The 25,853-nt window shown below is 41.6% G+C and carries 25 protein-coding genes; 12 read left to right on the top strand and 13 right to left on the bottom strand.

The annotated features are described in order from the left end of the window. Window positions 1–47: 47 nt before the first annotated feature. Window positions 48–629 carry a hypothetical protein gene (locus JF50_RS10645; protein ID WP_152614514.1) on the top strand — a complete coding sequence of 194 codons (582 nt, stop codon included), beginning with the start codon at window positions 48–50 and terminating at the stop codon, window positions 627–629. A 151-nt stretch (window positions 630–780) separates the two neighbouring features. On the opposite strand, the gene JF50_RS10640 is transcribed toward JF50_RS10645, so the two are convergent. The 4 genes from JF50_RS10640 to JF50_RS10625 all read right to left on the bottom strand — a co-directional run bounded on the left by JF50_RS10640 (window position 781) and on the right by JF50_RS10625 (window position 6,847). Further along, a complete protein-coding gene (locus JF50_RS10640) occupies window positions 781–1,023 on the bottom strand; it encodes a GNAT family N-acetyltransferase (RefSeq protein WP_052262241.1) in 243 nt (80 codons plus the stop codon). Between the two features lie 679 nt (window positions 1,024–1,702). Beyond that, entirely contained in the window at window positions 1,703–2,233 is a 531-nt protein-coding gene (locus JF50_RS10635; protein ID WP_039609391.1) for a hypothetical protein, read from the bottom strand. A gap of 9 nt (window positions 2,234–2,242) precedes the next feature. After that, window positions 2,243–4,309, bottom strand: a complete 2,067-nt coding sequence (locus tag JF50_RS10630) for an LruC domain-containing protein (protein ID WP_039609390.1) — start codon at window positions 4,307–4,309, stop codon at window positions 2,243–2,245. 285 nt (window positions 4,310–4,594) lie between these two features. After that, on the bottom strand, window positions 4,595–6,847 hold the full coding sequence (locus tag JF50_RS10625) for a serine protease (RefSeq protein WP_160290467.1): 2,253 nt from the start codon (window positions 6,845–6,847) through the stop codon (window positions 4,595–4,597). A gap of 731 nt (window positions 6,848–7,578) precedes the next feature. Here JF50_RS10625 and JF50_RS10620 point away from each other — a divergent pair. Next, window positions 7,579–7,971, top strand: coding sequence for a hypothetical protein (locus JF50_RS10620; RefSeq protein ID WP_039609388.1), 393 nt, complete (start codon window positions 7,579–7,581; stop codon window positions 7,969–7,971). Window positions 7,972–8,033: 62 nt separating this feature from the next. On the opposite strand, the gene zigA is transcribed toward JF50_RS10620, so the two are convergent. Together zigA and JF50_RS10610 are read right to left on the bottom strand one after the other, a co-directional pair. Beyond that, complete coding sequence (gene zigA, locus JF50_RS10615) at window positions 8,034–9,242, bottom strand: zinc metallochaperone GTPase ZigA (protein ID WP_039609387.1); 1,209 nt, start codon at window positions 9,240–9,242, stop codon at window positions 8,034–8,036. Window positions 9,243–9,286: 44 nt separating this feature from the next. Further along, window positions 9,287–9,697 carry a TraR/DksA family transcriptional regulator gene (locus JF50_RS10610; RefSeq protein ID WP_039609386.1) on the bottom strand — a complete coding sequence of 137 codons (411 nt, stop codon included), beginning with the start codon at window positions 9,695–9,697 and terminating at the stop codon, window positions 9,287–9,289. 205 nt (window positions 9,698–9,902) lie between these two features. On the opposite strand from JF50_RS10610, the gene JF50_RS10605 reads away from it, so the two are divergent. The 4 genes from JF50_RS10605 (at window position 9,903) to JF50_RS10590 (ending at window position 14,916) form a co-directional block, all read left to right on the top strand. Next, on the top strand, window positions 9,903–11,024 hold the full coding sequence (locus tag JF50_RS10605; protein ID WP_039609385.1) for an NAD(P)/FAD-dependent oxidoreductase: 1,122 nt from the start codon (window positions 9,903–9,905) through the stop codon (window positions 11,022–11,024). Continuing rightward, on the top strand, window positions 11,024–12,709 hold the full coding sequence (locus tag JF50_RS10600; RefSeq protein WP_039609384.1) for a nucleoside recognition domain-containing protein: 1,686 nt from the start codon (window positions 11,024–11,026) through the stop codon (window positions 12,707–12,709). Before JF50_RS10605 ends, JF50_RS10600 begins: the two co-directional genes overlap by 1 nt. Before the next feature lie 228 nt (window positions 12,710–12,937). Next, the gene (locus JF50_RS10595) at window positions 12,938–14,398 is read left to right on the top strand and encodes a YHYH protein (RefSeq protein WP_052262240.1); all 1,461 of its coding nucleotides are present in this window, start codon (window positions 12,938–12,940) and stop codon (window positions 14,396–14,398) included. Between the two features lie 5 nt (window positions 14,399–14,403). Next, window positions 14,404–14,916: a hypothetical protein gene (locus tag JF50_RS10590; protein ID WP_152614513.1), complete on the top strand. Its 513-nt coding sequence runs from the start codon at window positions 14,404–14,406 to the stop codon at window positions 14,914–14,916. 684 nt (window positions 14,917–15,600) lie between these two features. On the opposite strand, the gene JF50_RS26935 is transcribed toward JF50_RS10590, so the two are convergent. From JF50_RS26935 to JF50_RS10570, 5 genes are all read right to left on the bottom strand, one after another. Then, window positions 15,601–15,726, bottom strand: a complete 126-nt coding sequence (locus tag JF50_RS26935; protein WP_152614512.1) for a bacteriocin — start codon at window positions 15,724–15,726, stop codon at window positions 15,601–15,603. Next, window positions 15,704–16,240 (bottom strand): hypothetical protein, encoded by a 537-nt coding sequence (locus JF50_RS10585; RefSeq protein ID WP_039609382.1) that lies wholly within the window; start codon window positions 16,238–16,240, stop codon window positions 15,704–15,706. The genes JF50_RS26935 and JF50_RS10585 overlap by 23 nt, the downstream gene beginning before the upstream one ends. Before the next feature lie 5 nt (window positions 16,241–16,245). Further along, window positions 16,246–16,524 carry a helix-turn-helix transcriptional regulator gene (locus tag JF50_RS10580; protein WP_235423413.1) on the bottom strand — a complete coding sequence of 93 codons (279 nt, stop codon included), beginning with the start codon at window positions 16,522–16,524 and terminating at the stop codon, window positions 16,246–16,248. Window positions 16,525–16,743: 219 nt separating this feature from the next. Continuing rightward, window positions 16,744–17,496 carry a LytR/AlgR family response regulator transcription factor gene (locus JF50_RS10575; protein WP_039609381.1) on the bottom strand — a complete coding sequence of 251 codons (753 nt, stop codon included), beginning with the start codon at window positions 17,494–17,496 and terminating at the stop codon, window positions 16,744–16,746. A 2-nt stretch (window positions 17,497–17,498) separates the two neighbouring features. Further along, window positions 17,499–18,539 (bottom strand): sensor histidine kinase, encoded by a 1,041-nt coding sequence (locus JF50_RS10570; protein WP_039609380.1) that lies wholly within the window; start codon window positions 18,537–18,539, stop codon window positions 17,499–17,501. 192 nt (window positions 18,540–18,731) lie between these two features. Here JF50_RS10570 and JF50_RS26045 point away from each other — a divergent pair, with 192 nt between their 5' ends. Next, window positions 18,732–20,579: a haloalkane dehalogenase gene (locus JF50_RS26045; RefSeq protein ID WP_052262239.1), complete on the top strand. Its 1,848-nt coding sequence runs from the start codon at window positions 18,732–18,734 to the stop codon at window positions 20,577–20,579. A 53-nt stretch (window positions 20,580–20,632) separates the two neighbouring features. Here the strand turns inward: JF50_RS26045 and JF50_RS10560 are convergent, their stop codons facing one another. Beyond that, window positions 20,633–20,866 (bottom strand): hypothetical protein, encoded by a 234-nt coding sequence (locus JF50_RS10560; RefSeq protein ID WP_039609379.1) that lies wholly within the window; start codon window positions 20,864–20,866, stop codon window positions 20,633–20,635. Window positions 20,867–21,139: 273 nt separating this feature from the next. Here JF50_RS10560 and JF50_RS10555 point away from each other — a divergent pair, with 273 nt between their 5' ends. Beyond that, window positions 21,140–21,583: a hypothetical protein gene (locus JF50_RS10555; protein ID WP_039609378.1), complete on the top strand. Its 444-nt coding sequence runs from the start codon at window positions 21,140–21,142 to the stop codon at window positions 21,581–21,583. Between the two features lie 353 nt (window positions 21,584–21,936). On the opposite strand, the gene JF50_RS10550 is transcribed toward JF50_RS10555, so the two are convergent. Next, window positions 21,937–22,266: a hypothetical protein gene (locus JF50_RS10550; RefSeq protein ID WP_039609377.1), complete on the bottom strand. Its 330-nt coding sequence runs from the start codon at window positions 22,264–22,266 to the stop codon at window positions 21,937–21,939. Window positions 22,267–22,565: 299 nt separating this feature from the next. Between JF50_RS10550 and JF50_RS10545 the strand changes: the two genes are divergently transcribed. The 4 genes from JF50_RS10545 (at window position 22,566) to JF50_RS10535 (ending at window position 25,647) form a co-directional block, all read left to right on the top strand. Continuing rightward, window positions 22,566–23,693, top strand: coding sequence for a DNA alkylation repair protein (locus tag JF50_RS10545; RefSeq protein ID WP_039609376.1), 1,128 nt, complete (start codon window positions 22,566–22,568; stop codon window positions 23,691–23,693). Between the two features lie 305 nt (window positions 23,694–23,998). Further along, window positions 23,999–24,160 carry a grasp-with-spasm system A modified peptide gene (locus JF50_RS26930; RefSeq protein WP_160290466.1) on the top strand — a complete coding sequence of 54 codons (162 nt, stop codon included), beginning with the start codon at window positions 23,999–24,001 and terminating at the stop codon, window positions 24,158–24,160. 138 nt (window positions 24,161–24,298) lie between these two features. Next, a complete protein-coding gene (locus JF50_RS10540; RefSeq protein WP_039609375.1) occupies window positions 24,299–25,177 on the top strand; it encodes a CPBP family intramembrane glutamic endopeptidase in 879 nt (292 codons plus the stop codon). Window positions 25,178–25,290: 113 nt separating this feature from the next. Beyond that, on the top strand, window positions 25,291–25,647 hold the full coding sequence (locus tag JF50_RS10535) for a VOC family protein (RefSeq protein WP_200890400.1): 357 nt from the start codon (window positions 25,291–25,293) through the stop codon (window positions 25,645–25,647). Window positions 25,648–25,853 lie beyond the last annotated feature (206 nt).

Here is a 25,853-nt window from a genome sequence, read left to right as displayed (position 1 = left end):
CAGTTAGATTGAGCCATGTGTCTAAGCTTGCAAATGGAGTACTTTTTGTGAAAAAAATTAGTTTGATGGCCGCAGTTACATTGCTGTCTGGCTGTGCAGTAAACCCGTATCTTCAGCCAATGGTTGATGGTCCAAGCGCCAAGCTGCGTTTAGCATCTGTGCCAAGCAATAATAACTTTGTTGCAGTTCCTTTGTCAGAAAGTTGTATTTCAACAGAGTTTAAGCATGGTGGGCATATAGCGACACTGGGTGTTAAAGCTAACTTAGTTCGTAGCTTGAGCCGTTTAGATATGCCTGCATATGACGAAAAACTGGGTGATTCACATCAAAATGAAGTGTATATTCCGGCACAAAAACCTTTTTCATTTCAATTTAATGGTGTAGGGATCTCGGGTTTCACGCCTGGTCAAACTGATTCTGGTGGTGCGCTGTATTCTTGGTGTCGAAAGATCATTACTTTCACACCGGTGGAAAATGCAAACTATGAGGCGCTGTACGATTACATTGAGCTGCCAAATGGCAAAGAAACGTGTGGCGTTAAACTTTTCGAGATAGTTGCTGATGAGCAAAGTAAGTATAAGAAAGTTGAAGTAGACAATTACCAAGTGGTAGAAAACTACTGTAAATAATACGTTCTTTGTTATTAAGCCTTGTCGATCTCAATGGACAAGGCTTTTTCCTCTTTTCATAATGAGAGATGATTCAGGTTATTTGAATCATAACTGTTATATACTTTCTCATTTTAAATGTTCACACTATTTACTCCGGAAAAAAATTCTTTTAATTGCTCTTCTGATCTTGGGAAAATATAGACTGAGCGCTGCTTTTCCCAGCCTCAAGTCCTTGGTATTTTGGGTTGACTGCGAAGTCTACTATCCACGCATAAAATTGACCGTCATCTACAGTTATAACGACTCCAATTAATTTTCCCTCTTTATATGCAAAGTATTTAAATGGGCTGGTATTGAATGCCTGTTGCAGTTGTTCAGGGGGTCGCTCTGCCCAGCCGATTGATTGACACAATTCGCTGACTTGTTGCCAATCACACCATTGATGGAGCTTTCATATCGAACTTTCATCATTTGTGCCTTATGGTCACTTTTCTTATTTACTCATTTTATAAACAACTTTCTATAAATGCTGTTTATATTGCTTATTATGAAATTCACGTTTTTCCTACGCAGAGTATTATGTGAATAATTAATTTTAGCGATAAAGTCTTATATTAAGTTTATTTTTACTAAAATGTCGATTTCTATTTTTAATCTTATGCTATTTTTTATCTAATTGATAAAGGGTGGGGGAATCTAGTTAATTAAGAAATGCATTTAGGCATTTACTAATGCGTTTTTAGAAAGGTATCGACTTAACGACGCTAGAAAGTTAAAAAATTTTAAAAGTACAAAGTGTCACTAATCACTTTAATCGTGTTGCAAGGATTTGGTATGTAATATATGTTTTTTTCGATTTATTATAAACTAATGATATTGAAAATATGGGTAGCCTAGTACGATAATATATCAGTATTACTCGTCGTATTTACCATCAAAAATTTAACAATCTGCATCATATCAGAGGGAGAAGTGTGCCCATAATTCATAGGGTTGGATTTTATGATGAGTTTTTAGGTGTTGTTAGCAGGTAAAAGCGTATTGTTACAATAAAAAAGAGCATGATGTTTATCATGCCCCTGTGGTGTTTGTTAGTTAATGTTCCAAACTTGTTGTTCTTGGCTTGCATCTATCTCCCAGTTGTATACCAGTGGCTCTTTTGTTGTGCTGTAGAACCAAATCTCCGCTTTGAGTTTCTGATCTGCGTGAGGTAACTGGATTTGTGTTGTAAAACCGTTACTATCCAGTGGTGCTCTCAAAAAACAGTTACTTGTATTTGTCATGCTCTCACCTTGTTTGCAGATGTTTACGAAAGCACGTTCACTTACTAGGTTCTGACCAAATGTAACCTCTACGGCGACATTACTTCTAAAATCGAAAGTAACATCAACATCCATGCTATCCATTCCTTCACCTTGTGGTTGTGTTGCTGCCGTGTCACCTGCGTCAGTCGTGTCTTGTGGCACCGCATCTGGTGTGCTCGAACTTGTTGCTGCAGGCGCTGCTGCCGTGCTATTACTTGACGTTGTTGTCGTCGGGTTACTTTGACCTTCAGAGCCACCTGAACCGCCGCCACATGCTGTAAGTACTAATGTCATTAGAGTGATAATTAACTTGTTCATGGTCTGCTCCTAGTTTTGTGATGCGCTGCTGATGGTGTATTGGTAATTTGCGACAGGATTTTCAAACCAAGTCACGTTGCTCTGGCCAGCTGATGATGCGAACTCTACAAATTGCGGGTATGCAATGGACATCTCAACGCGCTCTTTTGGATGCTGCCAATCGGTATCGATGATCAGTGCCCAAGGTAACCCAGTGCCAGTTTGAAAGTACCCATTTGTAGATGATGTATCGTCGCCTTGGTCAAGATAGCTACTGTCAAATGCTTCTGTTGGCGCTTGGTTTTTCAAGTGTACTTCCCAGCCGCGACCATTATTGCTGTCAACATATGGACCGTGGTAATGACCGTCTACTGCGAAAATGAATGGGTCTAATTTGTCTAGTGTCGCTACATTGGCGCTGTACGTGGTCGACAATGGTAGAGTCAGCTCAAACGGAATCGGTGCGCGTTGAATATCACTACAGCCTTCTTCTGTTCGGAAGAATTTACAGCCTTCTTGTGTAGGCACCATTTCTCTGGTGTCAGCAAAAATGATGGCGATCGCTTCGTTTCGATTCGCTTCAAGCGGACTAGTTTGAGATTCCACGCCATCAACGGTTAACTTAATTTGTGCCTCATTGACATGATTTCGAGCTATGTCTTTAAAGCGCAGAGCAAATGCATTGTGGTAACCGGCACCAACGGCAACTAATGCACCTTCGACTTTGTATCGAACGACTTGATTACCAATCTGGCCTGTTGTTGCGCGGTATCTGACGACCACATCGTTGAAATCATAATCGCCTTTTTGTGGCCATAAGTCTTCAAACGCGGCGGTTTGCCAAGCGGTTGACGACTCGATTAAGCTGCTTGCAACCACTGACACTGAGATATCTTCTACTTCACCGGTATCCACCCCGCCTGTTGGCGCAATATCTTGGTTGTTTGATACTCTAAAGCGTGCCCAAGTGTTACCTTCAAGTGCGTCAACCGGCACAGGTATTAACACTCGGTTTTCGCCAGCAACACCGGAAAGTTCGCTGATGATTCGTTCAGATGATTGGAATTCACCGTCTTGGTTCCAGTCTACCCAAGCGTTAACGTAGCCGTTAGTAGAGAGTGTAAATGAGATGAGTGCATCATACCCTGTTTCAATGCTTGTAACGAAGCTAACGCCATCGTCATCATCTTGCGCTTGTGGTAAATGCTCTGCGCTTACGCCATCGCCAAAGTATAGATCTCCTGCAACGTGGCGGGCGCCATTTTCAGCTAAAGACGTGCCGTAGCTTTCAGGTGCATCGCCATAGTCCATGGTGGGATCTTCACTTTCATCAATAATCGGGGCAGTTGCGCAGCGTGCGCCATCATTAGAACCTGAACTTGGGCCATAGGCAAATAGCTGCGTGTCTGCTGGGTCATCTATGTTTACTTGATAGATATGACCATCTTGGTTACGACTGATATAAAAGTTGTTATCGATATCGAAATATACAGCACCAAAAGTACCCGACTGGCCTACGTTACCAAGCATAGTACTTTCACCTGTTGTGGCATTAATGCGATGTAAATTACCGTTGCTATCTACACTATAAGCCATGCCAGCTTCGCCATTGGGGGCAAACGCCATATCAAAGATGTTTAGGTTAAGATCCCCACCATTGATGATACGCGTTGCTTGCAAATAGTCGTTGCTTGTTTCATCCAGCGAGACACGGTATAAACCGTATGAACTCCCTTTTCTGTAAACATAATATGCATTTTCGTGAATTGCGACATCGCCAACGTAGAAGTTGGTGTCAGGGAAGCCGATAGTATTTAATGGTTCTAATGTATAGTCTTTACCAACACGACCGATGTCTTTGCGGCTGTAATCCCAACCATAGAGGTAACGGTCGTGGAGACTGAATCCAAACCCGTTAAGCTTGTTGTTGGTGCCAACGCTTTGTGCGAACTCTGTGAATGCGCCGGATACTAAATTTACGCCGTATATAGATGCTGTATTTCCTTGCACTAAAAATGCTTTAGAAGGGCAAGTATCGAACGGTGCTGCATTCACGCCTGCAGACAAAAGGCACAAGCTTAATAGTTTGTATTTCATGACTTTCTCCAAGATGCAATTTTTGCTGATTTAACTGATTGCAATCGCAGTGCCAACCTTAAGTTACTAATATTATTGTTATTTTTTTGTTTGTGTTTTGCGGGTTTTCAAAATGCAAAGCCATATCGAAATCAAAATTTCATTTTAGGAATGAAAAAATCCATAGGTCATGGCGCCAAATTAAGCATGAATGTGGGGAAAGGGAGGTGCTTTATCGATTGATCGATCCTAATAAATGAGTAAAAGCCGACATAGCATGAAGGCTTTTACTCAAACCGCGTTAATTTAACGTGTTAAGTTGAAGCGTCTTAATCGAATAAGTAGCGCTAGTACACCTATGCTGAAGAGGCCGAATGAACCACTACTGCCTGGGTCATTATTTGGCCTGGACGCAGGGGCCGCAACGTTTATGTTTATTTCATGTGAGGCTGTGAGGCCAAATGAGTCAGTCACAGTCAGTGCAAAAGTTAACGTTTCATTTTGTGTTACTTGCGGGGCTGTAAATTTTAATTGCTGGGTATTTTGAGGGAGTGTGATTTGCGTCCCCGCAGTTTGCTTCCATGTATAAGTTATTTCGTCGTTATCAGGATCTGAAGACGTTGAAGTAATAACGACTTCATTGCCAATAGATACTGTTTGTGTATCGCTCGCTAAAGTGACTTCAGGCGCTTTGTTTGCACGTATGCGCACCGTCACTTGTGCTGTGGTCGCGGCTTCATATTCATCCGTGACTGTTACTTGATAGGTTTTTACTGTATCTACGGCTACTTTTTCAGCACTGAGTTGCAAGGTGTCTTCTGTGCCGATGATGTCATCAGGCGAATTCATTTCATGCCATTGGTAGGTCAAGTTATCACCGTCTGGATCAGTGGATTGGGTGGCGTCTAATGCAAAGTCTAGCTCACTGCGTACCTCAACATCTGAATGTGCAACAATCGCTTTGGGTACTTCATTTACAAAGGTGGTCGAAAAGTTATAAATAGTGACATTATCACTCCCTTCGGAGGTGTTGTACCCTTTGTTGTATAAGATCGCAATTTGATTTGGACCTGCTTCCAATTCAATGTGAATATTTGCCTTGGTTTCTTGGAGGCCACTGTCTCTAAGTAGCTGCTTGCCATTGTGGAAAATATCGACATAGTCTTCATATTTTTCACTGGAAATAAGATAGTCAAAACTGACCGCGCTGATATGCACATTATCAATGTCAGCAGTTATGTAGGTTTTTTGCCAAGCGAGTTTATGATCAGGGTCGTCTGAATTATCTATCATATCTCCACTAACTAGGACCTTTTCTCCGTCGTCAGTGGTTGCTGTATACCAGTTTGCCTCTCCGCCTGTTGACCATTTTATGTGTGTTGGACTCGATAAGTGCTGATTGACATCTTCTTCGATTTCGCGGGTTTTGTAATAGTGTAAATGCTCATAATAGCGAGCTTCTACCGGTGAGTTTATGTCCACATATACTTTGTAATAGCTATGATGATGTTGTTCTGGTAACTGAGCGCTAAATTGACATGTTTGTTGAGAAGCAAGGGGAGTGTTAGTGCAGGTTTGTTCGACAAGCGCTACGTTAGATGGATTGGGGTGTATGTAGTCGGGATCTGCGTTATCAGCAAATTTGACATTGGTAATGTTAACGGGTGTGTTTAGGGTATTGGTGAATTCGCCTGTTAAAATAGTGGGTGCTTCTTCTTGAATGAAGGCATGTTGCGTTTCAGTTTCAAAACCAAATTCAATTGTCCGTCCAAACAGCCAATCAGATAAATTTGCTACATCGGCAAATACCCCCGGCTTATTAGGTGCACCGCAGCGAAAACCCCAGCTTACGACGCCAACCTGAACCCATTCATTTTCTTTTTTGACGATAAGTGGGCCACCGCTATCACCATTGCATGGGCTTTTGTCTCCGGCTTCAACACCTGCACACATCATAGAAGCCGTGATATCACCGTCATAATGATCTACATCGTTACAAAGGTCGTTAGGGATATATTGCAAATCGACTTCCTGAAGCTTGCTTGGCAGACTGCCGTTATAATTTAAGCGGCCCCATCCCATTACTTTGAGCGTTTCGCCCGCCACTAGGTTATTACGTACTGCTGGGTTAGCCAGTTTTATTGGTGTGATGTTTTCAACTGGGCGATCTAGTTCCAAAATAGCAATGTCATAAGCTCTTTCATCGGTAAAAATCCAATCGTAGTCGTCGTGCATGAATTGACGCAATACGTGATAGGTTTGCCATTGTGTTGGTTCACTCAGGTCATGTCCTCCAAACTTCACAGTGAAGGACTCAGTGTAACCATTTCGCACGCAGTGGGCTGCGGTAAGCACTTTGTTGTCGCCAATAAATGTGACCCCACAGCTATGCACGCCATTTTTTTGTAAACTGCCAATAAATGGGTAATTAAAGGGCGTTGTTTCATGACCTCCAACTATATAAGGAGTCACTTCTGACGAAGGCAGGAGTGTGTTAGGGGCTTTTAATGGGGAATTTTGTTCAATCGCAGTACCAATGGCTGGAATAGTTATGGTCACGATAAGAAGCAATCCTTTCAACTTAGCGAGCATTGTCAGTCCTATTTTCTGGTTAAATTATTTACTTAAAGAAACTCATAGAATATGAGCTACATCAGAACAATATTGTTTAAAAATGTATTCTTTTGTGTGTTTTTTGATCTCGCCTATTTTAATATTTAATTCCCAATAATCGAAGTGATAATTTTAAATATTTATAACTATTAATATATTAATGGTAAGTGGTGCCATAAATAATGTGTAAATATGATTTATATCGTTAGTATCAGCAGTGACGCGATATCACTAAATACACCGCTGTTGTGTTTAGCTTTCACTATAAAGCTGATTTTTTAGATTGAGATAACCCAAAAACATCTGTGATCGTTACGGTAAGCATCCAACTCTTGGTGTGAATCACCTCTAGGGCAGTAAAACCCAACTGTTCGGTTTTATCTGGCACTGAGGTTGTAGTCCCCAACGTGTGCGCCCAATTGCGGGTGAGAGTGTCGCCATCGGGATCCCCTGCGTCAGCGCCGAAAAAGAGGGCGTTTCCTGAAGAAACCGCTTTATATTTGACATGACCTATGTGAGTTTTGGCATGTTGCTATTAATAGTTTGCACTAAAGTTGTGTGAATGACGTTGTTAAAAGTAATGACTGTTGCACTGCGCTAAATTGTTATGACAAACGTAAAAAAGTAGATTAAGGTTATTGTCAGTGTGATTTTGGACAAAAAGGACAGGTGAAATAATGAAATTTGAGCAACTATTAAGTCATTTTGATACGGGCATTTGTATTGATCAATTACAAAAAGAGTCGCTATTGGACCTCGCCTTATTGTTTATCGGTGTAGATGGCAAAATAGACGACAGCGAAAAGCGTGTAGTGTATGAATGGGCTAACCAACTTCAGTGGAATTCGACAATAGCATTGGAAGACTATTTTGAAGACAGTCTGAGTAAATCGGTGTTGGCGGTACAGCAAAATGACATTGAGTCGTTTATTCAACATCGCATGCACCATATTGTTGATGAGCCTATGCGAAAATTTGTCAAAGAGCTCGTCATTAAAGTTATCGAGGCCGACGGTGTCGTGGATGATGCCGAAAAACGCGCCCTTGCCATGTTAGAGGCTGAGCTTTGATAGGCCGATAAGGTAAAGTTGAGGCAGCGCTTTTGGTTGAGCTGCCTCGTTACACGCTACGTCTACCTTGTTTCCCACTCTGGGAATGGATCAGGCAGCGTACTCCAAAGCTGCATACCGAGTGCCATTTCTTCTTCAGTTAACAAACACGCATTCAGCGCGTCGATAATTGCTTGTTTATCGAGCCTTTGGCCAATAAATACGAGCTCTTGACGCATGTCGCCGTAGGGTTCTTCCCACATCTCTTGTATTGCATCAATGTATTCTGGGTCGGTCGGCCACTGCGCTTGAGGGACGGCTTTCCAAAAGAGGCCAGCCACGCCATATTGCGCCATGCCACCTGCTTGATTCCAGCTACCAGCAAACTGGGGACGCGATGCAAGCCAAAAAAAGCCTTTAGAGCGGATGAGCTTACCTTTTTTGTCTTTGCTGTGTAAAAAGTCATAAAATCGTTGTGGGTGAAAGGGTTTGCGTGCGGCATACACAAAACTGCTGATACCAAATTCTTCCGTTTCTGGTACATGCTCACCACGTAGCTCTTTTAACCAGCCCGGTGAAAGCTGCGCTTTTTCAAAACTGAACTTGCCTGTTGCAAGGATCTGTTTGAGCGGTACTTGGCCGTTTAATACAGGAATTTGCATGGCTTCGGTATTAAGTGTGCTTAGGATGCTCTGAAGACGACGCAGCTCTGTCTCAGAAACCAGATCGGTTTTGCTGATCACAATCACATCAGCAAACTCTATTTGGTCAACTAATAAATCAGCTACATTGCGGTGATCGTCTTCACCTAAGCTCTCTCCTACTTCTTGCAAGTAACGGGCTTGGTCGTAATCTTTTAAAAAGTTAAGGGCATCGACAACCGTCACCATGGTATCTAATGTGGCGACATTAGATAAGCTTTGGCCGTCTTCATCGGTAAAGGTGAAGGTTTCAGCCACCGGGAGAGGCTCAGATATGCCTGTGGATTCAATAACGAGGTAATCGTATTTCCCTTCTTTGGCGAGCTGGGTGATTTCTTCGAGTAAGTCTTCTCGCAGCGTGCAGCAAATACAGCCATTGCTCATTTCTACGAGCTTTTCTTCTGCTCGATTAACGCCGATTTCATTTTTAACGGTGGCGGCATCGATATTAATTTCGCTCATATCATTCACAATAACCGCTATTTTCAGTCCATCTCGGTTATTGAGTATGTGGTTTAATAGGGTGGTTTTCCCCGCTCCAAGAAAACCGGAAAGTACTGTAACAGGTAATTTTGACGGTGTATGTAACATAACTTGCTACCTTATTGTTACTAGGAAAAGGATGAAAGTGTCTATTAAGACCGAATTAAATGTTCCTTCATCTCTTGGCATGCTTTGACGTCAATGCAGTATTCTGCTGTCGGTCTTGCCATCAGTCGTTGGACACCGATAGGTTCGCCGGTTTCAAGGCAATATCCATAGGTGCCTAAACGGATCCGCTCAAGGGAGAGTTGAATTTTAGGCAGTAATTTTTGCTCTCTGTCAACAATGCGCATAAGTAGCTCACATTGCTCTTCCCACGAAGCTCTGTCGTTAAAGTCAGGTAAATCGGGTGGGTTAAGCATTTCCTCTTTGGCTTCTTTTATTCGGGCTCGGGTTGTGTCGTGTAACTCAATGAGTAGGTCTTTAAAAAATGCCAATTGCTCGTCATTCATATAGTCTGATTCAGGAGCGTCAATAATTTTTTGTTCAATTGCGGAGGTCATAATTAATATACCACTAATTTTGCTTATTTGTTATGTTATAACATATTTTGGTGGTTTCACCATTGGAATTACCGTTGGCTACTGTGTTTAAGGGTACGACCAGCAAGATTAATTCATTAATGCGATGAATTCTCATTTACATTTGTGTATATTGTTGTGTTATATCGTATCAAAATTAAGTTTTAACAGAATAGGTGAACCTCACATGATCAAAACGGAAGTCGTAATCGTTGGTGCAGGTCCTGCGGGGCTTGGGTGTGCAGCTTTATTAAAGCAAATGGGGATTGAAGATCAAGAACTCATAGTGCTTGAACGAGGCGAGGTGGGGGAGAGCTTTTTAAGGTGGCCAGAGAGCATGCGCTTTATTACCCCTTCTTTTCCATGCAATGGCTATCATCAGACAGACTTAAATGCCATCACCCCAGATACCTCTCCTGCATTTAATGCAGGAAAAGAACACTTAAGCGGCAAAGAGTATGCGAAGTATCTAAACATGGTGGTAAACCATTACAAAATTCCGGTCACAACACAGACTGAGCTACTGGAAGTCTCATCGATAGGACCAAGTGATGGGTTTTATTTACGCACAAGTGATTCTGAGATTCAGTGTAAATTTTTAATTTGGGCGGGTGGCGAATTTCAATCTCCGAGTATGAATGCCTTTAGTGGCGCTGAGCTGTGTCAGCACAATACTCATATTCGAGATTGGCAAGCATTAGAGCAAGGCCATTATGTGGTCATTGGCGGTTATGAGAGTGGCGTAGATGCGACATTTAATTTGGCAAAATCAGCAAATAAAGTCACGCTCCTTGATTGTAAGCCAAATGACGGCGATACCTACGATCCCAGCCAGGTTTTATCTCCGTATACCATGGAGCGTATGAAGTCGATTGCAGACAACAAAGACATTGACTACGACGGCGAGTTTGAAGTCAGCTCTGTGTACAAAGAGGGCGATGAGTATGTTGTCCAATCTACCGACGGCAATGAGGTACGTACGCCATTTCCACCGATCAACTGTACTGGCTTTGAGATGGACCTTGGACCTGTGTCTGATTTGTTTGTTTATCAAGATAACGGCTATCCGTGGGTAAGTGCATTTGACGAGTCGACTAAGCGCAGAAATTTATTTTTAGCAGGTCCAAGACTTTACCATGATCCAACTCTGCTGTGTTTTATCTATAAGTTTAGAGGCCGATTTGCTGCTCCGTGTAGGGTCATTGGTTCAGAGTTAGAGCTTGATATGTCGGTGATGAAACACTATCGCCAAGCGGGAATGGTGCTCGAAGATATGGACTGTTGCAAGCAGCAGGAGTGCTTCTGCTAATGACGCAGTTTATTGATGTACAAACTTTTTACCCAGAGCAAAAGCAAAAAAATAATTGGTTATTGATTGGTAAAGAGAGCGTGGGGAAAACCGCATTCACAGAAAATCTAATTGGTAAAAAATCGGGTAAAAGCAACTTTCAAGGCAGCTCTTTATTTTGCAAAGAGTACACGTGGAATGGCCAAACAATCACCGATACGCCTGGCATACAAACCAGTATGGACAGTGTGGTGACTTCCCAAGTTTTGAGCCGATTAAAAACCAGTGAACATATTATTTTGACGCTCAAGGCGTCTGACTTACAAAGTGATTTATCTGACCTGTGGCATCTGGCAAAAGGGCAAACAGGCATTGTGATATTAACATATTGGGATGTGGTCAAAGACAAGGCTGGCGTAAAAGAGGAACTTGCGAGACTTCGAGAAAGCACTAATTTGGCTTGGGTAACTGTTGATAACCGACATATTACAGATGAACAGCTGCAAGAAATCGAGCGGGCGTTATCACGTCCATCTCGTTTTCCAAAAAGTCCCCCGACGCTGTCTGCTAATTGGTCGGTAACACCCAAGCTATTGTTTTTCGAAAAAACTGGCTTGGCTCCGCTGTTGTCCTTTTTATTACTGGTGCTACCCGCTTGGCTGGCCGTGACTAATGCAAATACATTTGCCGATTGGCTATACCCGACGATTGAACAGCCAGTCGACTTAATTAAATCAAAGCTCTCACATTTGCCAGAGCCATTTAATCATATGCTGGTGGGTGATTATGGCTTGGTGTCTATGTTGCCGTTTTTAATCTTGTATGCATTGCCGACGGTGGTCATTTTTTCGATGATTATTTCCTTGTATAAAACCACAGGGCTGATAGATAGGTTGTCTTATCGTTTGGACCCTGTTATGCACAAACTCGGATTAAGTGGTCGAGACTTGGTGCGTGTGATCATGGGGTTTGGCTGCAACGTACCTGCGATAATTCAAACTCGTAATTGCTCTTGCTGTACAAGGGGGAGCTGTGTATCTGCGATATCGTTTGGTTCTGCTTGCTCATATCAATTGCCAGCCACTGTTGCGGTGTTCTCCGCAGCGGGCAAGCCTTATTTAACCTTACCGTATTTGATCATTTTAGCCGTGACTACCTGCATTTATTTGATTGCGACAACCTCTGCGGCGCAGCGAAAAGCAGCGGCATCTCATAATTTATTGAATCGAGGTTTTTTACAGCCGCCTAATTGGCGTTTTGCAGTCAATGAAATGGTCGATGTACTTAAGTCATTTTTTAAGACCGCATTTCCGCTTTTTGTTGGGATCTGTTTAGCTGCTGGATTTTTAGCTTGGCTTGGCTTTTTCGATGCACTAATTGGCGTAATTGCACCATTGATGAGTGTGGTGAATTTACCTGAAGGCGCAGCTATTGCGGTGATTTTAGGTGCAATTCGTAAAGATGGCTTGGCTATTGGATTGATTGATAGTAGTACGCAAGGGCTTAAAATTGCTGAAATCACAGACGTTCAATTGTTATGTGCGGTATATTTGGCGGGAGTGATGTTGCCTTGTATCGTGTCGTTACTCACCATTATTCGGGAAATGCAGTGGCGATTTGCATCCAAAATGGTGTTAAGACAAATCTCGTGGGCAGTGGTTTTTACTATGTCTCTGTCTTGGGGGATTGGCTGGATCTTAAGCTAATGATGTATACAGGCCATCGTACAGCATAACTGTTCGGATGAGATGAGAAGTGATAGACAATCCATGCACTACGCAGGGTTTTTTAACGACTTTTTGCTTGATCTTCAGATTAGGGTTATGTGCTTTTTGATTACTTGTTGATTTTGCAATAGTGTTATTGGTTTATTTTGTATAACCTGAATAAAAAATTCCATGAGTTTTGGGGTTTTATTCTTAAAAGGGCACACAATGGCAATGTCGGCATTTCAATTAAGCAGTATAACCCTGTTATTTTTATCACTCACAGGCTGTGGTGGAGGAGGTGCGGATAATGTGTCATCACCGACCAATTCGACAGAAAACACAGTACCACAATGCACCGTCAATTCGATTGACATACCACGAGGCAGCGGTGCTGTTGCAGTCAGTGACTCATTACAATGCAGTGATGCGGATGGCGATACACTGAGTTATGAGCCAAGTACAATTCAAAGTGATGGTGTTGCATCTGGTTCGTACACTCAAACTATAACTATCTCCGATGGCCAAGGTGGGCAAACGCAAGTGGCGTTGCCATATCAAATCACAAACCAAGCGCCGAGCTGCTTGCAAAGCAGCCAGCCGGACGTGTCTTTATCCCAATCAAGCTTGATTGTTAGCAGTTATTTATCTTGTAATGATAAAAATGGCGATAGCCTGACTTTTACACCATCAGCTATTGATACCTCTGGGCAAGCAGCAGGCGAATATACCCAGCAAATAAGCTACAGCGATGGGGAGCTCAGTGCCACGCTAGACTTCAAATATACACTGAGTGAAAGCGGGCAAACCGCGCTCACACGTTGTGAAGTCATTCGTCAATCCGTGGCGGTGTCCCCTGAAAGTGATGTTGTTGTAACCTGTGATGGTAATTACGCTTACATTACTTCAGATACTTACCCAAGTCATGATTTGATGAACGGTATAAGGGCGACCAATGAACAGATCCCTGTCCCTGCGGTTGCTTATGCGGCGCCAATTAAATTGGAATCGCAACCTGCGGCTAGCCCCACAACAGTTGATGCTGCGCTTGGGGTGGCAATAAATGGGGTGCCTATTTATGACTATTCGGCTGCGGGCGAACTCGATTTGTTTAACTACGACCCTAGTGTCGATACGGTTGCACTTGGCCAATTAGATAATTGCGGTGGTCATGCAGGCAGAGGGGATGACTATCACTACCATGCTGCACCGACTTGCATGATGGATGCGATGGAGTCACTGAGCGACGATACCATCATAGGCTGGGGATATGATGGGTATCCGCTCTATGGTTTTAACAACCCAGATGGCAGTACTATTTCGCAAGGCGATTTGGAGCTGTGTAATGGCATTGCAGATGACACATTTGGTTATCGATATCATTTATCGACTGCGCCACCCTATGTGTTTCAATGTTTAGTGGGTGAAGTGTACACCGGCGATTTACCGCGTGTTGCGCCACTGAGTGGGGGAGTAGATCGTGCCGATCTGAAACCGCCTGCGGGAGATGTACAAAATTTGACGCACACTGTAGATGCCGATGGGAAGCGAACGATGCGCTATGACTATCAAGGCGAAAATTATTATGTCACTTATTCACCCAGTAAAGATAAAGCCAATTGTTATGAATTTGAAATGAAGGCTATTTCTAATAATGGTGCTATTCAAACAGGGACATACTGCCGATGAACCTTGTGAAGCATTTTTTATTTTTTGGTATTTATACTGTGATGTTGTGCACAAGTGCCATATCCCATGCACATGCGCTAAAAGAAACCACTGCAACGATAACGGTGCGTAGTGGGCAGATTGATGTGCTGGTTAATACGGATTTTAGTCATTGGTTGAGTGTATTACACAATAATGAAGCCTGGTTGCTCGGAGATACTGAGCTGGTATTGCAAAATGGGCAATCAGAGCAAGTAAAGCGTAAACAACTACAAGACCTTGTGCTTACACATACTAAAATTCAGGCTAATGGCACATTACTTAATTGCCAGTTGAATCAATTTCCCATAAAGCTTACTCAGCTTCACAAGGAGCATCATAGCCGCGCTTATTTTAGACTTGGTTGCGTATCGCCCCAAAAGCAATTAAATTCAGTCTCTTTGACATTGCCTAAGTCACTTGGCCGTGTGTATACCAGCTTAGTGCAGCCAAAACAGCAGCTTATTGGTGCAGGGCAACAGGCTAATTTTAAATTATAAGGTGTACACAATTGCGGGGGAATAGCGCTTTTTTGCTCAGGCGGTTAGGCGTGTCGAGCCGCCAGAAGCGTTTTATAGCGGATGAATTATGTAAATATTCATAAGAGTAAGCGCATCTGTGATGGCTTACTCTTTAAAAGAAAAGTTATTTACTTCCCTGACTGTTGCTGTATTGGTTTATTATGCCAAACGGCTCAATTGCTTTGGCTCTAGGTGGAGTGCTAGGAGAGCTTGAGTGAACTCCGCCATAGATACATTTCAATAACTTAATATGCAACGTTTTCATTATTTAACTCCTTTCTTTAAAGCACTTTGCTATAAGAGTTAGGTGCTATATTACTCTTGGTGTTTAGTATTTGGTAAGTTAATAGACACTGCCCTATATGGTAACTTCGGCGCATTAGCGCTTCCCCCTACAATGACCTTCAAAAGTTCTTTCGTTAGTTGCTTCATAGTGTTTTCCTTGTTTCATACAACTTAATTACTTGATTTTGGTGAGGCAATTCTTTAGGTGAGAGTTACCAGCAGTATTACTTTTTAATGTAGCTTGATTTTTTCGTGGCAAGTCAGGTGACTTTGCATAGCTACCATAAATAGAGTTTAGTATTTTTTCATTTAGAACTATCATATCTCGATTCCATCGATTCAGTTCACATTTAAAATGAATCCGTTTCTAGTTAGTTTTTAAGAGTTACCCGTAGATTTATTATTGGTTAGCTTAATTGCTTGTGCTCTGTGTGGTAAACCTGGTGAGTTACCATTCATTCCACCCATAATTGATTTTAATTCATTGGTATTCAGTATTTTCATAATTCAGCTCCTTCGACTTTGCTGTACTGGCATAAGTTAAAAAGCACCCACAAAGAATTACCTGGATTAATAGAATTATATTGTCTCTTAAATAAAGCTTAAAAAAGGCGTTATCAATTAAATAGTATTTATATGCCAATACCTCAAGCCATGTGATAGCGTTCACAATAATTGACAATGCGACTACAATCGCAATAGTACATTCTTGTGTGGATAGCGTTTGTTTTTGGTAAACGTACAGGTAAAACTTAGTTCCTGTCTTTTGGTATAGCATTAATGCTAGGTTTCTACGATAAAATATTGGTATGAAAAAGGCAAGATTCACTAAAGACTCAAAAATGTAGTAATGGGTGTTCCACTGGATGGTCAGATGCATTGTTAATAAACTAGTGGTGACAACAACCACATACGAGAGCAGAAACCATCTCGCAGTCGCAACTTTCCAGCTAAGCAATAAACCGATAACAACAACTAGTGGAAATATATGGTCCAAAATAGCGTAAATATTATCCATAATTACTACTCCTTTTCTGCTTTTTGCTTTTCCTCAGCTATAACTGAAGATTTAAAATCGAAAATACCACTCAAATCTTTACCAAATATCAGAAACAGCTCAAATAGTTGAGTGCATGTCATATCTGTTTTGCCAGACTCATAGTTACTAATAGACGCTTGGTCAACGCCTAGCTTTTTCCCTAATTGTTCTTGTGTCCATTTTCTTTCTTTGCGTAGCTGTCGCATTGAGCGTTGGACGTACGCCCTAAAGTTTTCTGTTTTGATCCTTCTTGTGCTACTCACCGCCACACCCTTGTACCTCTTCCTTAATCGATTGTCGTAAATTATCAGTTGATACTTTTATTTGCAACCAAAATTTAACAAAACACCTTATATATTAGCACTTTATAAAAGTATTTATAAAAAGTTTAGGTAAGGTAAAGTATAAAATGTATATGAAAAAGTCCTATTTTTAGTGAAAAAATAGTCAAAAGTTGCAGATGTTTGTTTAAAAGTGAAGTGCTATTTATCTCGTTTTCTACCCTGAGCAATATGCGCTTTTAACGTGCCGACAAAGCTGCGCGAAACAGGAATGTGTGCGTCGGTACCAGCAAGTCGCACAAAGTGCTTTCGATTTTGGTATTTAAGTTCTATGAGCCGTATAGCATGAATGATGTAGCTTCGGTGTAGACGATAAAATTGCGAACTTGGTAGCTGCGCTTCAAAACTATCGAGAGTGTGTTCAGAGATAATGGTCTCAGTATTATGCGCTTGAGCACCGTGCTCGGTTAAATGGACTCGGCGATATCGACCAATGCTTTCGATAAAGTTGATATGGTCAAATTCAATGACTTTTTGCTCGGCATGATCGCTGAGGATAAGGCGCTCGATGGGTTTTTTAGTGTGGTAGCAGCTCTGTTGATGGATAATTTTATTGATACTTTTTGTTACGAGCTCAGGTCTTGCTGGCTTGACCAAATAATCAATGGCCTTGGTATCAAAAGCTTTGAGGGCATAATGCTCGTATGCGGTCATGAAAATGAGCTGATAGTTTACATCTTGGGTGGCTTTGGCAACATCAAAGCCATTTAATTCTGGCATCTCAATATCGAGAAAGACGATATCAGGACGTTTAATCATGATTTGTTCAATGGCTGATTTGCCATCGGCAGCTTCAGCAACAATCTGTAGTTCAGCAAAATTATGGATCACATCTCTCAAATTTCGTCTTGCAGCGGGTTCGTCGTCGACAATGATCACGGTTTTAGTATTCATATTTACTCAATATTATGCGGTAATTTGATAAACGCACTGGTGCCTTCATCACTGGATTGTAACGCAAATGTGGCTTGGTCTTGATAGTGTAATTTGAGGGTTTCAGTTGTGATGCGCAGCCCTTCACCTTGTACAACAAGACTGTCATTAAATTGAGCGCCAGTATCTTGTACTTCAATCAGCAGCTCAGTGTCTTGTTCTTCAATAATGATACTGATATGGCCCATTTTTGCGTAGGGCGCAATGCCATATTTCACAGCGTTTTCAACAATTGGCAATAAGAGTAAAGAGGGGACAGGCAGCGGTTCCAATGCACTATGGCAATCTATATCAAAGGTGAGCCTGTCGGCAAAGCGCTTTTGTTGCAAAACTAAATACAGCTCTACCAGTTTTAGCTCTTGTTCAAGTGGGATAAATTGCTGTTTGGCCTGTTGAATGGTTTGACGTAGTAGGTCGCTCAAGTCGTAAATTAAGCCTTTTGCGTTTTGTGGGTTGTGTGTCACTTCGCTGGCGATGAGGTTAAGCGTATTAAACAAAAAGTGCGGGTTAGACTGCATTTTTAGTATTTGTAGTTCTGCTTTTTGAGTCTGTAATTGTGATTGAAAGTGATATGTTTGCTGCTTAAACATGAGCATCACCGCAATGTAAACCAAGGTTTCAAGTAACATAATGACAATCGGTAAGAAAGTCACTTGAGGGGCCGTGGGGCTGGTGGGTAAGTTCACAATAGGGCCAATGAGTGCATAGAGAGTTATGATGACAAATGGCCTAAGCAACCAAACATTGTGACCTAGGTGTGGTGGAAAAAGTCGCGCTAAAACAGGCTCTAAGGCATTAAACAACAGATAACCTGCGCAAAATCCGCTCCAAACCTTGAATGTAGCCTGAGCAAATAAATGCAGTGTGAAGACATCAAGCACAAGTAATACGCTCGACAGCAGCAAGATATTGAACCAAGGCCAAATCAGTAAAAATATCCAAGCTTGCGTTTTTCTTTTGTTATATAGCCCAATTTGATTCGATGGTATATCTAATTTATCCACTTAATAGTCCTGCAATTAGCGATATGTTGCATGGTACAAGTAAACGCATTTTGATGATACGCCGCGAAAACACCATTGATACAGACTTTTACACCATCTGCACACAACTGACTACGTCACAGCTATTTGCGGTGATATTCCTATGTCTCAACACGACAAGTAATTGTCAGCTGAGACATAAGGAAAACAAACATGGTTTATAACATACGAGAAAAACAGTTTAAGTTGACACCCTCTGCGGTGGCTTTACAAAAAGTACTTGGGGTGTGCTTACTAAGTGGCTTATTGGTGGCATGTAACGATGACGATGATGCAGTTGTCTCTGTAGAAGAAACCGCTGTTCAATCATCGGTTGAGACGAGGCCGTCCACAGGCCCATTGAGCGATGCGTGTTTAAAGGCTGAGATTAATACGTTGACTACAGCCAAAGGCGTGGAGTTTATTAGAACACCAGATATCTGCTTTGATGACTTACCCGGCTATGACTTTTCAGCTAACTATATAGAGCTCGAAGGACTGAGATTACATTATGTTGACGAAGGACCAAAAGAGGGTGAGGTGGTACTGATGCTTCATGGTCAGCCAAGTTGGTCATATCTATATCGTAAAATGATCCCAATCTTAGCAGATGCTGGTTATCGCGTGATTGCGCTGGATAATATGGGGATGGGTAAATCAGATAAACCTGTGAATACCTCTGTGCATCAATATGAGCATCATGTGGCTTGGACTAAGGCATTTATTAATCAGTTGCAACTCACAGACATTAATTTGTTTGTACAAGATTGGGGTAGTCTTATTGGTTTGAGAATAGCGGGTAATATGTCTGAGCGGTTTGCGAGAATCGTGGTCGCCAATGGTGATATGCCAATTATTCCGACAGGCAGTAATCCATATCTGTTACCTAGCTTTGAAATTGATGAGTCTATCACCGCAGATGCGAGTACGTTTTTTGATTCGCGGTCCAGTGATCGTGTAGAGGGATTTCAGCAGTGGATCAATTATGCAGCCAGTGTTCCTGAGTTGATGGCAGGTGATGTTGTCCAAAAGCTTTCAGCAATTGAATTGAGCGATGCGGAGGTCACAGCTTATAACGCACCGTATCCAAATGTGCACTATAAAGCGGCGATTCGTGCGTTTCCGTCCATGTTATCCGGTATTGAGATGCAAACGTTGCCTGCGTGGCAGACATTAGGGGCTTATCATAATCCATTTATGTTTAACGCCGGTGAGTACGATACGGGGCTTGGGAGCGAATCGAACCAACAAAAATGGGTTAACCATGTTCCAGGGGCTGACGGGGCTGATCACCGACGTTTTCCTGCAGGGCATTTTATTCAAGATGATGTAGGGGAGGACTTGGCGCTGCACTTTTTAGCATTTATGCAATCGACGGCAGTGCAAGAACCACTTGTCACAGGGGGCCCAAGCTACAACATGCGTTACTGTGAAATTTTATTGCCTTATCAGCAAGACGGTAAAGTCGTTGCGCAAGTATGGGGCACCCCTGGCGTTGATATGTGCCGTCAGGCCCAGTGGGATGTCATTGATTTTGATGAGGTTGCACAGCAATACGATGCGTTGAGCGCAATACCGAATGGTCCGCGCTTTTTTGTGGTGGATGAAAGCCGAGGTGGTGACACAATCACGCTTGATGCAGACACTGAGTTTCGTCAATTTGGTGATGTCAAAATGCGCTTGCTGACCACAGCTGATATCAGTGCGGCAGGTGGTGAACAAGCGCCATATCTTGCCGCAGAAGTATCTAGAAATAATACATGGCATTTTTACCAAGGCAGACGTGTTTATGAAATTACCGACAACCAAGGCCAAGTTTACGTGATGCAATCGTTTAGCCGTATTTCGGATGCGTCATTGCAAATGGATGACTTAAAGGAATTAGGGCAGCGATTAACTTTGCCTGATGGTTGGCACTACGCAAGTCGTATATTGACTGAACCACTGAATGTCACTGCTGCTGGCGGCATCGCTTATGTAATACAAGATGAATTAGGTAATAGCTACCAGCTTGTGCAGTAATAAACTCGGTCACCTCGTCATACGGGGTGACAAATAGGGAGATGTTATGCGTTTTATTGTTTTTTAAATCGGCGTTTAGTTGCATTCCAACTTTGCCAGCCAACAAATAGGAGTGCGCCGAATAAAAAAGAGTAAATCGCAAATGTTGCGATTTTAATAATAAACACGATGAGTAATATCAAAAAAATGACTATGCCCATGAGCAGTTTTGGAGATCTTGCAAGGTATTTTGCAAAGAGCTGTGGGAAAAATAACTTTAAAATACGTTCCTTCCTATGAACTTTCATGAACAAACTTTCCTTGTTGAATAAATTAATGCTAAAAACCAATAGTAAATTACCACTTTATTTAATTTAAAACAAATATCGGATAATGAGCATTATTCACCTAGTGAGTTATTATCTTCTCAATTGCCTATGGGAGGTATTGTTTTTAGCTAGTACGAGTGATTTTTCGCTTAATACAATTGCGTTTTATTAAATATTAAATTAGATTGTCGTCGTTTTTTGATAGTATTTCTATTTACCTTTTTATTATTACGCATTATAAGGAGCCAGTTAATGCGAAAAAAAATACTCCCCGTTGCGATGATGCTGTCATCATTTTCTGCCTTCTCTGCAGAGTTTGAATTGGCAGCTGGAATTGGGTCACAGTATGCAGGGGTGTTAGGTGCTCAGGCCGCGGTCAAAGTCGACGACATTCGGTATTTCGCAGCCTTGGGGATTCCTGGCGTGGCCGCAGGCGCACAATTTCAATTGCCAGATGAGCCCCATCATTCTGTGGGTATCAACTTTGGACGGTTTCATACCATATTTAATCATAAAACAGATATTTTAGGGTTGACCTATACTTACCACTTTAATGGATTTCACGATTCTGGTTGGGAGATCGGTACGGGCATAGGTTATATTCGAAGAGATGAGTATCATCCGCTTTTTAGCAAGGTAACGTATGAAGAGGAAAGAGAAGTCGGGTTACTTTGGAATCTTGGTTATCGGTTCTAAGCTACGTGTTTCATTGAAAGCGAGTGCGCCTTAGCGAGAACGACAATCAGTCAATCTTTGGCTATTCAGGGTTGAAGCTGACAATAGAACAATAATCACCGGTGTGTTTAATACCATGATAGTGGTAACCTTTTTGTTTGAAATTTGTTCAGTTTTCAATATGGCTAGACCATTATTCGAGGGTGAAGCGTCATGATATGTTGGTTTAATTAATTCGAGCTGATCATATCTATAATGATGATGATAATAGTGACCCAATATTACTTGATGTAAAATAGCTGAAGGTCAATTGAGCATTCACGATGCCAAGTATTTGGCATCGTTTAACATTAAGCGTATTAAACCTTGTAAATTTAAGTAGTTAACGGTTTTGAAATTGAAAATGGCAAGATTTCTTGGTCAGAAAAGTGCACTTTATAACAAGGGTGAGTGCTCCATAAGCCATCTGTTTTACGGGTTTCATAGTCAACACTAAATGCCACTATTTTTTTATCATGTCTAACTAACTTGGCGGACATATCGCAATATCTGACATAAATATCGCTTAACGCTTCAAAGAACTTGCCACTCGTGATCGGACCGTTTGGGATCTGCTCTTTATTTTGTTTGGTAAATTGCTCTAATGCATCCTCTGCTTTGTTATGCTGACTATTAGCCTGTACAACAGGTTTGGGTTTATCCATGAGAAGCTCCTTTTTTGGAACATTGATGTTACAGTTAGTTTACATCTCAAGTGCTTACATGTTCAAGACAACTCGTGTGAAATAGTAAGGGGAATTGATCTTGAGCAGGCGTGTTTAAAGTCCTGTATAGCCAATGACTGAGGACAGACAAGATCATCCGGTCGTTTACAGGCAACCGTATTGTAGCGTTGGATTTTCATTTGGTGCGCCTACAACTTTAGATCTTAATGCATTAGTTAAACTTTTTGTGTTACTTTACAAGCGAGTAAGCCCATTGTTAACACAAGAGTTTAAACCCAATGCCAGAACCTTTTAAAAACGTTTTTAATTTAGAACTTGTTCGTCTTATGGCGCTACATTTTAGTCGTAATTTCCCTGAATTTTTGTCTGATGGTTTTATTTCACATGTCGAGAAAGAGTTCGACGAATTGGAATTTAAACAGCGAAGCCTGCGGATCAGTGAGGCGATGGCTGCGTATCTTCCTGATGATTTTGAAGCCGCTGCAAGGGTGATTGAGCAGTCTTTAGGAGATAAAATCCAGGGGGATTGGACTTTAGCAACGAGCAATGAACGGGGTATTTCGGGTTGGGCAATTTTACCAATGGCACAATACGTTGCCAATGAAGGGCAAGGACAGTTTGAGCGTGCCATGGAACTGCTCAAAGAAATGACGAAGCGTAATACATCAGAATTTGCGATACGGCATTTTTTAGACGCAGAGCCTGAGCGCACATTTGATGTGATGAAAACATGGGCAAATGATGACAATCTAAATGTCAGAAGGTTGGCAAGTGAAGGGTGCCGACCTAGATTGCCATGGGGTTTGAGATTAAAAAAATATGTTGAGGATCCAGACCCTGTGATTGGTTTATTGGAAGTATTAAAAGACGACCCCAGTGAATATGTTAGGCGCTCTGTGGCAAATAACCTCAATGATATTTCCAAAGATCATCCCGATACGGTGTGTAACATCGCGAAAAGCTGGCTTAAAAATGCCTCACCTGAGCGCGTCGCACTCATTAGGCATGCATGTCGAACATTGATAAAGGCAGGGCACAAACCAACATTACTCGCGTTGGGCTATGCTGAGGTGGCATTGTCATCAGTGACATTAAGTGTGTCTTCACCCACTCTTGTATTTGGCAGTCATATTGAGTTAGTTGCTGAACTGTCAAGCAGCAGTGATGTGTCTCAGCCTTTGATGATAGATTATATTGTGCATCATCAAAAGGCCAATGGTTCAACATCACCTAAAGTGTTTAAATGGAAAACAATGGAGTTGGCAGCGCATAGTGATATAAGAGTCAAAAAGAAGCATACCATTAAACCGATCACAACACGCACTTATTACCCGGGTACACACACAGTGGAATTACAGGTAAACGGCAACGTAGTTGCCCAAACGGAGTTTGAGCTGACGATGTAAATCTATTGATTACAATCCGTGCTCACCACCGGTTCGACTTTGCTTATTATGACTATTTTATGTTTTAAGCGTAAAAATAAATTTCAAGTCTACCCTTCATCAATGCTGACTAATTTACGGGAGATGATTATTTTTCAACCTTTACAAGTTGCTGTTAAATAAGGTTTATGTGTTTTTGGATGTACATTACGCATATTTTTAACTTGCATTGTGCTCATTAATTAAACAAAGTCGTGTTTAGATAAGTGCAATAAAAAAATGCGCTTGTCTACTTGATAAAGGTTGAAAATTAAATAGGAATGAGTATGAAGCTGAACAAAGTAAATTTAAAAGAACTAAGCAGTCATAAAAATTTAAACAATAAACAAACACGCCAAATTGGTGGTGGTGCATCGGCGTATAGCAAAGATTATGGTGCCTGCCATACTGCACCAGTATTTTGCCCAACAGCAATCATTTGTAGTTAATCTTTAGTCTGGCTTTGCTGGGCAAAAATTGAAGTTAAAAATAAATATAGTTCAAGAGGTGCTTTAACGTACAATGTTGTAAAAGTTAATATTTTTTCCATTTATGTGTAAAAAATACCAATATAAGCAGCATTGAAGATGAATTCACCTTTTGAACTATTCGGCTTGACGTTAAACGCTGGTATCGTCATTGCCTTTCTTCCAGCATTGTTATCTATTTGTGCCCTTACTTTTTTACTGCATCGCACGGCAGTGGCTATGGCTGTCTTATCTACCGTATTTGCTTACTATTTTGGTATTGTTGATGTTGCTGGCTTGCTTGGGATCTTCAGCTTATTTGCGATGAGTTTTGGTTTCAGTGTATTCAAGCACGCAGGTGTTCGCTGGCTACTTGGGATCGGTATTTTTATTACATCCATTTTGTTTTTTGTGCATGCCTTTCCCGGTTTTAATAACCCGTTAGTGATTGATTCGTATGCAGTGAGCGAAAATGCGGTGCTATTCTCGAAGCATTTAAATTTTGACAAGTTGATGGTTGCCATTGCTTTGATGGCTTTGGTTGTACCGCGTACGCAATCTTCTGCTGGTAAAGATGCCGTGAAGGTCTTTGCTGTATCAACATTGGTGATCTTATGTGGGTTAGCTGGTGGGGTCTTTGCCGGTTTGGTTGAATGGGACCCAAAGCTGAGCCCAATTTTACTAGGTTGGGTGATAACGAATTTATTTATCACTTGCTATGCAGAAGAGGCATTTTTTCGGGGTTTTATACAAACGCAATTTTATCAAGCTTTTAAACATCGCCAATTTGGTTTTTGGTTAACGGTTGTCTTTTCAGGGGGCTTGTTTGGTATTGTACATTTTCCGGGTGGCTTAGCTTATACCTTGATAGCTTCGCTGCTTGGCTTGGGCTGTGCTTATGCCTATCAAAAAACAACCAATATTTTGGTGCCTATTTATATTCACTTTGTTTTTAATCTTTTGCATTTTAGTTTGTTTACCTATCCTTTTTTGGCGTGAGTTAACCTTGTGTGGACTTTCACTTAGATACTCCTGACATGGGGTGTCAGGGGGCAAACATATACTGCCTAACCAAGAAAACCTCATCCATTTAAAGGAGAAACTAAGTGAAAATGAACTACTTTGTCGTGGGGACAAACGATATGCCTGCTGCGATTAATTTTTACAATGCACTATTTGAGCACACGCCATTTACGCAAACTTATGCCACCGATAGAATGACATTTTGGCAAGCTGAAGATCCTGATGCTGCATTTGCTGTGGCCACACCGTTTAATCAAGAAGCGGCGACTAATGGTAATGGCACAATGTTGGGGTTTAACGTAGGCAGTGCCGATGAGGTGACACGGCTTTATCATAAAGCGTTGGCACTTGGTGGAAGCTGTGAAGGCGAGCCAAAACAGCGTGGCCCTAAATTTTCAGCGTATATCAGAGATCTAGATAAGAATAAGTTAGTGTTTGGTGATTGATAAACACACAAGTCAAATATCTTATTGCTCAATTGCGGGAGTGGCGATAGAAACCAAATACTTATTGGTCTCTATCGCATTTTGATCTGTGGTTCAGTGTTCTTACCGATAATGTTACGCCCCTCTAATATGGTGAGCCATTGTTTTAAACTGCTTATGGCAGCGAACTGTGGCAGAAATGGCTACTCAGTCAATCTATGTGCTGA

The organism is Pseudoalteromonas luteoviolacea (assembly GCF_000814765.1).
Lineage (GTDB): Bacteria > Pseudomonadota > Gammaproteobacteria > Enterobacterales > Alteromonadaceae > Pseudoalteromonas > Pseudoalteromonas luteoviolacea_H.
This window is presented reverse-complemented; position numbering and strand designations above follow the sequence as displayed.